Origin of the sequence: Kitasatospora sp. NPDC056783 (assembly GCF_042789895.1) — a bacterium.
Taxonomy (GTDB): Bacteria; Actinomycetota; Actinomycetes; order Streptomycetales; family Streptomycetaceae; genus Kitasatospora.
Genome location: NZ_JBHUAF010000079.1, coordinates 20,616 through 27,462, shown reverse-complemented (window position 1 = coordinate 27,462; position 6,847 = coordinate 20,616). Strand labels below are relative to the sequence as shown.

Annotated in this window: 6 protein-coding genes; 1 reads left to right on the top strand and 5 read right to left on the bottom strand. The window is 75.0% G+C overall.

All coding sequences use genetic code 11. The features are described 5' to 3' along the window. The first annotated feature begins 162 nt into the window (after positions 1-162). Positions 163-1,179 (top strand): bile acid:sodium symporter family protein, encoded by a 1,017-nt coding sequence (locus ACFRMQ_RS14705; protein WP_380730776.1) that lies wholly within the window; start codon positions 163-165, stop codon positions 1,177-1,179. Between the two features lie 402 nt (positions 1,180-1,581). On the opposite strand, the gene ACFRMQ_RS14700 is transcribed toward ACFRMQ_RS14705, so the two are convergent. From ACFRMQ_RS14700 to ACFRMQ_RS14680, 5 genes are all read right to left on the bottom strand, one after another. Next, on the bottom strand, positions 1,582-2,424 hold the full coding sequence (locus tag ACFRMQ_RS14700) for a hypothetical protein (RefSeq protein ID WP_380730774.1): 843 nt from the start codon (positions 2,422-2,424) through the stop codon (positions 1,582-1,584). Further along, positions 2,421-4,232, bottom strand: coding sequence for a GMC family oxidoreductase (locus tag ACFRMQ_RS14695; protein WP_380730773.1), 1,812 nt, complete (start codon positions 4,230-4,232; stop codon positions 2,421-2,423). The genes ACFRMQ_RS14700 and ACFRMQ_RS14695 overlap by 4 nt, the downstream gene beginning before the upstream one ends. Further along, complete coding sequence (locus ACFRMQ_RS14690; RefSeq protein ID WP_380730772.1) at positions 4,229-4,783, bottom strand: hypothetical protein; 555 nt, start codon at positions 4,781-4,783, stop codon at positions 4,229-4,231. The genes ACFRMQ_RS14695 and ACFRMQ_RS14690 overlap by 4 nt, the downstream gene beginning before the upstream one ends. Positions 4,784-5,006: 223 nt before the next feature. After that, a complete protein-coding gene (locus ACFRMQ_RS14685; RefSeq protein WP_380730771.1) occupies positions 5,007-6,080 on the bottom strand; it encodes a TIGR03617 family F420-dependent LLM class oxidoreductase in 1,074 nt (357 codons plus the stop codon). A 29-nt stretch (positions 6,081-6,109) separates the two neighbouring features. Beyond that, positions 6,110-6,790, bottom strand: coding sequence for a TetR/AcrR family transcriptional regulator (locus tag ACFRMQ_RS14680; RefSeq protein ID WP_380730769.1), 681 nt, complete (start codon positions 6,788-6,790; stop codon positions 6,110-6,112). Between the last annotated feature and the right edge of the window lie 57 nt (positions 6,791-6,847).

The window sequence follows — 6,847 nt, the reverse complement described above, 5'->3', positions numbered from 1 at the left end:
GAGCCCCCGTCGGGGCTCCGGGCGCGCGGGGACCGGACCCGCGAGCACCGGGAACGCAACGGCCGGGAACGCAAGGGCCGGGCGAGCGAGGACCGGACGGCGACGGAACGCCACCTGGGGCGCCGCCTCCGCGGGCTGCTGCCGCGCCGACCGGACTGGTACATGGTGGCGCTGGCCGCAACGGTCGGGCTGGCGGCACTGTTCCCGGCCTCGGGCGCCTCCGCTCGAGTCGCCGAGGTGGCCTGTGACCTCGCGGTGGCACTGCTGTTCTTCCTGTACGGAGCCCGGCTCTCCACCCGCGAGACGCTGGCCGGGCTGCGCCACCTGCGGTTGCACGCACTGGTGTTGGCCACCACCTTCGTCCTCTTCCCGCTGCTCGGGCTGGCCACCGCGCTGCTCACGCCCGTCCCGCTGACCGGGCCGTTGCAGACCGGCCTGCTGTTCCTGTGCCTGGTGCCCTCGACGGTGCAGTCCTCGGTGGCGCTCACCGGCACCGCCGGGGGCAACGTCCCGGCGGCGATCTGCGCGGGCACCTACTCCAGCCTGGCGGGGCTGGTGCTGACCCCGCTGCTGTCCGCCTGGCTGCTGGGTTCGCACACCCGGCTGTCCGCCGCCGGGCTGATACGGATCGGGCTCCAGCTACTCGCGCCCTTCCTGCTGGGGCAGTTGCTGCGACCCTGGCTCCGTGGTCCGCTGTCCCGGCACAGACGGGCTCTGACCCCGGTGGATCGCGGGTCGATCCTGCTGGTCGTCTACACGGCGTTCAGCGCGGCGGTGTCCCAGGGCATCTGGCACCTGGCCACACCGCTGGCGCTGCTCGGGCTGCTCGCGGTGCTGCTGGCCCTGCTCGCCGCCGCCCTGGCGGTGACCGGGCTCGGAGCGCGGCTGCTGGGGCTCGACCGGGCGGCCACCGTCGCGGCGGTGCTGTGCGGCTCGCAGAAGAGCCTGGCCAACGGCCTGCCGATGGCCACCGTCCTGTTCGGCCCGGCAACGGGGCTGATGGTGCTGCCGCTGATGCTCTACCACCAGCTCCAGTTGGTGGTCGGCTCGCTGCTCGCCGGCCGCTGGTCGCGGGCACCGGCAGCAACGGTACCGGCGACAACGGCACCGGCGGCCGCCGCGCTCGACCCGCCACCGGCGGCGATCTCCGGCCCGGGCGCTCCGCCCACGCCCGGGTGATCGCCCACCGCGGCCCGGGCGGGGCCAGACGCCGAATCGGCTCCCCGCCCCGCCGAGCCACAACCCGGATGCGCCGACGCACCGCCTACGTGGGCTCCCTCGATCCGGAGGCCGCGGTACCGGACGTGTGCTGCCACTGCTCACGGACGCCAGGTCCAGCGCCGGCTCCGGCACCGGGCGCGGCGTCGCGGGTGACGGCGACGAGGCCCGAACCGGCGGTGCGGCGGCCGGTCCTCATCCCTCTTCGGTGGGGGTGTCGAGGGCGGCGGCCGGGAGAACGGGCGGCGAGGGTCAGGGTGGCGCCGTCATCCGCGAGCACGGTGTAGGGCATGGCCGACCAGACCCGGCCGTGCGCGACGTCCCGTCGGACGGCGGTGGTGCCCGGGGCGAACACCGCGCCCGTCATCGGACGTAGTACGCGCGGTTGTGGGCGGCGACCGGCGGGGACTGGTAGGTCCAGACCCCGGCCGCCGGGGCGTCGGCGATGAGGTGGGCGAGGTCGCGGGCGGACTCCTCGGCGGGGTTGCCGAGGTCGAGCCGGACGCGCTCGGCGCTCCGGTCGTCCAGGGCGTAGTAGTGGTAGGGCTGGTACACGCTGAGCGGCCCGGCCAGCAGCTTGCCCTCGTCGTCGGTGCCGTAGCCAGTGATCGGGGTGTTGTTGACGGACTCGGCGGTGAGGCCGATCAGATTCACGTCCAGGGCGAGGAGTTCCTCATCGTGGCGGCGCAGCCCGTCGGGCCCGAGGGTGGCCCGGCGGCAGGAGACGGACCAGCGTTCACGCACGGCGGCTGCGTTGAGGGAGGGCAGGGTGGTGTCGAACCAGCCCGGGTACTTGGGCTCGGCGTAGAGCCGGCGCCCGGCGTCGATGGCCAGCGGGTTGTCGCAGAGCACGTGCAGCCGGGCGGTGCCGAGCAGCTTGGTCTGGTCGTAGCCCCGGGCGTACTGGCCGTAGTTGACCACCGGAATCCGCTCCTCGGCGAAGAGCGGATGGGCGACGAGGTTGATCTCCAGTTCCTGGGTGATGCCGCCACCGTTCGGATACTGGGCGAAGTAGAGCTGGTAGTTGAGCGAGACGCAGGCCCCGCCGTCGAACCTGGCGGCGTTCAGCCCGGGGTGGCGTTTGGCGAGCAGCTCTCGGGCCCGCCCGAGGTCGACCAGGTAGTCGACGCCGATGTTGTGCAGCGCGCCGTAGTGGAAGGGCAGGTGGTAGGGCTCCGGTACGGGCGGCAGCGGCAGGCCGGTCATCGGGACTCCGGGGGCGTGGGAGGGGGAGCGGAGGGAGGGGACGAGGGGGAGGCGGCCGGTGGCAGCACGGCCGCCGGGCGGTGCAGTTCCAGCAGGTCGTGGTGCATCCGTTCGGCGCTGCGCAGGGCGAGGGCGGCCATGGTGAGCGACGGATTGGAGGTGCCCAGGGACGGCATCGAGCCGCAGCCGACGGCGTACAGGTTGGGGTGGTCCCAGCAGCGCTGCCACTGGTCCACCACCGAGGTCGCGGGCGAGTCGCCCATGATGTGGGTCCCTCCGGCGTGGCCGGCGCCCCGGTAGCCGTGGACGGTCCCCCGGTGTTCGAGCCGTCCCGGCCACCCGGATGCCGGGTACGCGGTGTGGTCCTCGGCGCCGAGCAGCGCGAACAGCTGGTCGGAGACGGCCCGGGCGGAGGCCATGCCCTCGCGGACGTACCCGGAGAGGTCGTAGTGGACGGCCGGGCTCGGCAGACCGATCGGGTCGCACCGGTCCTGGTCCAGGGTGATCCGGTTGGCCGGGTCGGCCGGCTGCTCCAGCTCGAACTGGAGGGAGAACTGACGGCCCAGCCGGTCGCCGAGCCGCTCCCGCAGCTCCTTGCCGCGCAGGCCCTCCGCGATCACCGCCGCCGCCTCGGCCTCCGGCGCTCCGCCCGACCAGGACCAGCCCCAGTTGCCGATCTCGATCCGGAACGGCGCCCGGCGGTGGCGGCCCGCGCCGAAGCGGAACGACTCCAGGCCGCTGGTGGAGGCGGGCCCGCGATGGGGTCCGACCGGTCTGGGCATCAGTCCCCAGGTGAGCAGCACCGGGTGGTCCATCAGGTTCCGGCCGACCTGGTCGCTGCGGTTGGCCAGGCCGGAGAGGAGGAGCAGCCGGGCGTTCTCGATCGCGTGTGCGGCGAGGACGACCAGGTCCGCCGACATCCGGTGAACCGTGCCGCCCGCCCGGTACTCGACTCCGTCAGCCCGTCCGGTCTCCGGGTCGGCCAGCACCCTGCTGACGACGGCCTCCGTGCGCAGTTCGACGCCGGCCGCCCAGCGGGCCTGGGTGCGCAGCGGGGTGTACTTGGCCCCGGTCGGGCAGGCCGGGACGCAGCCGGCGCTGCCCGCGCAGAGCGGCCCCTCGGCGGAGCCGGGCCGGGTCGGCACGCCGTTGCGGGCGTGCGGGGTGACGGTGACGGCGAGCCTGGTCGGGCCGGGCTCGGCGGGGTCGTGGACGGTCCGGCCGTCGAGGACGTGGGCCAGCTGCCGGTCGAGGTAGCTGGCCGGGATGGCGCGCATCGGGAAGTCGTAGCCGTCGGGGACGGGCAGTCCGACGGCGCGGCGCTGGTCCTCGGCGTCGGCGGCGACGCCGAGTTCGCGCTCGGCCTCACGGTAGTGGGGCTCCAGGTCGTGGTAGCCGATCGGCCAGTCGCGGCCGTGGCCGAGGTCGCCGGTGTGGAAGTCCTCGGGGTGCATGCGCGGGGTGAGGCCGGTCCAGAGCAGACCGGTGCCGCCGTTGGCGCGCAGGTAGCCGCTGGCGTAGGGCAACGGCCCGTACTGGCGGAGGTGGCCGGTGGCGGTGAAGCCTCCGTCCGGGCGGCCGGTGAGGTCACCGGCGTCCGGTGACGGGGCGTCGGGGTTGTGCGGGTAGGGCGAGGTGGGCGGTCCGCCGCCGGCCGCTCGGTAGGCGGTGGCGGCCTCGGCTCCGGTGGGCGCGGCCGGCCCGGCCTCCAGGACGAGGACCCGCCAGCCCCGTGCGCCGAGCCGGTGGGCGACCAGTGTTCCGGCGAAACCCGCGCCGACCACGACGGCGTCCCAGCGCGCGCTCATCGGCCCCCACCTCCGGGTGCCGCGCCCCCCGGCTCCGTCTCGGCTCCGCCCGGCGGATCGACCGCCGCCGAGGCCGCCGCCGAGACATCCTCCGACACCCCCGCCGAGGCCGCCGCCGACACATCTGCCGGGGCCCCGGTCGTGGGTCCGCCCGGCACCTCCGGCCCGCCCGGCAGCTCCGCCCCGCGCGGCGCCGCGGCCCAGCTGCCGTGGCCGGGGGCCGCGGCGCCGGGCGGACTGGCGTGGAAGGTCCGCCAGACCAGCCCCTGGTCGCGGGCGCGGGCGGAGGAGGGTGCCTCACCGGGCCAGGTGCCGACGTACCAGAGGTGGACCAGGGCGTGTTCGTCGCGGACCCGGTGGGCCAGCGTGGTGCGGTGGTGCTCGTCCGCCATGCCGGTGGCGCGCAGTTCGGGGACGTCGAAGCCGGTCAGCTCGGCGCAGACGCGCAGGAACTCGTCGAGGTCGGCCAGGGCGTCGACGTACTGGTTCGCGACTGGGTCCCAGCACTCCACCAGGTCGTAGTCGGCTGAACGGTCGTCGGACACGGACACGCGGGCACCCCCAGGATCGGCAACGGGTGGCCGAGGCGCGCCAGGCCGTACGGCGCAAAGGACCGTACGGCGCGACAGGCCCCACAACGCGGCAGGTCCGGAGCGCCGGGCCTCACCGCACGGCCGGGCCTGCCACCGCGATCCTGCCGCCCGTCCTCACTGTCGGAAACGCGTTGCGCGAATCTGCCCGGACTTCGTCGCCGCTTGCCCGATCGGCCACCGGTCACGGCCGCCCGGTGCTCGCTTCCGGCCGGTCCAGCGCGCGCACCGCCGCCAGGACGTCCAGTCCCAGCCCCGGGTCGGCGTCCTCGGGCTGGCTGACGGACAACCGGGTGACCAGGCCCGCGTACCGGCGCCGGATCTCCTGGGCGACCTCCTCGACCGGGCCGCAGACCGCGAAGGTGTCGAACACCTCGTCGTCGATCAGCGCGGCCATCTCCGCCCAGCGCCCGCGCACCGAGTGGGTGTGCAGCTCCTCCTGGAGGCCCTCCCAGCCGTGCTCTGCCAGGACCGGGCGGTAAGCCGGGGTGGAGGCGTAGAAGGCGAGCCGCTCGCGGGTGGCGGCCCGGTTGGCCGCCAGTTCCTCCTCGGTGCGGCCGGTGGCGGTGAGCACGTTGCCGACGATCTCGAACGGCCGCTCCGTCCAGGCTGCGCCCTCCGCCTCTGCCCGGGCCCGCTCCTCGGTCAGGCCGGGCAGCACCTGTTCGGTCAGGTAAGCGGTGGAGGAGAACGGGTGGCTCAGGAAGCCGTCGGCCACCGCTCCGGCGGTCCGGGTCATCAGCGGCCCGACGCCCGCCAGCAGGATCCGTGGCACCCCGGACGGGACCGGGTCCGGCGAGAACACCGGCGTCATCACGGTGTGGGTGTAGAACTCCCCCCGGAAGCGCAGCCGTTCACCGGTCTGCCAGCTGTGCCAGATCGCCCGCACCGCGTGGACGTACTCGCGCATCCGGGCGGCCGGGCGGTCCCAGGGCATCCCGAAGCGCTTCTCGATGTGCGGCTTGACCTGCGAGCCCAGGCCGATGACGGCCCGTCCGCCGGAGGCCGCGTGCAGCCCCCAGGCCTGGTAGGCCAGCGTCATGGGGGTGCGGGCGAAGGCCACCGCGATGCCGGTGGCCAGTTCGATCGCCGCGGTCCGGTCGGCGGCGCGGGCGAGCTGGAGGAACGGGTCGTACGCGGTCTCGGCGACCACCAGCCGGTCCATGCCCCGGCGTTCGGCCTGTTCGGCGGCGTCCAGGATGCCCGCCGGGTGCCCGGAGGCGGTGGCGTCGAGGCGGAAGGCGGCGGGTCGGTCCATGGCGATGCTCCTGCTCGGGGGCGGCGGTCCTACCCGGGTAGCCTGCCACGCCCCGGCCCGCCCTCCGGCCCGCCCTCCGGACGGCCCACCGCCGACTTCCCCGCCGCAGCGCCGGCCACCCCGAACAGCCGGTCCAGGTGCCGGTCGACGGCCGTGAGGACGGCGGCGGGCCCGATCACGTCCAGCTCCAGCAGCGTGGTGAACCCGGTGAGCGCGAGCAGCAGGTCCGTCTCCACCGCCGGGTCCCGGTCGGCCGCGAGGCATCCGTCGGCGATCGCCTGCCGGACCACCTGCTCGACCAGCGCCCGCCCCTGGAGCAGCGCGCCGCGCGCCCTCGCGTGGACCTCCTCGTCGTGCAGCGCCTCCAGCACGTAGGCGGCGCTCATCCGGCTGGTCGCGCGGGCGTCGGCGTGCAGGGGCAACATCTCCACCAGCATCGCCCGCAGCACGTCCCTCGGGTGCGGCCGTTCCCCGAGCGCTCCCAGCGCCCGGCCGACCCGCAGCCCGCTCTGCTCACCGGCGAAGTCCATCGCGAAGGAGAGCATCTGCGACCGGGAGCCGAAGTAGTGCTGGAGCTGCCCGAGCGAGATGCCGGCCTCCCGGGCGACCTCGCGCATCGTCAGGTGGGTGGCGCCGCACCGCTCCACGACCCGCCACAGTGCCCGGGCGATCGTCTCTCGGCGTTCCCGGTGGTCGACCTGCTTGGGCATGGGCGGCGGCTCCTCGAACTCCGTCCGGACGAACTCCGTCCGGACCCGTCGGACTCT

What these genes read in the sequence shown, in the direction of transcription:
- ACFRMQ_RS14705 (WP_380730776.1), top strand. Translation starts at nt 163, where the DNA reads ATGGTGGCGCTGGCCGCAACGGTCGGGCTGGCGGCACTGTTCCCGGCC.
- ACFRMQ_RS14700 (WP_380730774.1), bottom strand. Translation starts at nt 2,424, where the DNA reads ATGACCGGCCTGCCGCTGCCGCCCGTACCGGAGCCCTACCACCTGCCC.
- ACFRMQ_RS14695 (WP_380730773.1), bottom strand. Translation starts at nt 4,232, where the DNA reads ATGAGCGCGCGCTGGGACGCCGTCGTGGTCGGCGCGGGTTTCGCCGGA.
- ACFRMQ_RS14685 (WP_380730771.1), bottom strand. Translation starts at nt 6,080, where the DNA reads ATGGACCGACCCGCCGCCTTCCGCCTCGACGCCACCGCCTCCGGGCAC.
- ACFRMQ_RS14680 (WP_380730769.1), bottom strand. Translation starts at nt 6,790, where the DNA reads ATGCCCAAGCAGGTCGACCACCGGGAACGCCGAGAGACGATCGCCCGG.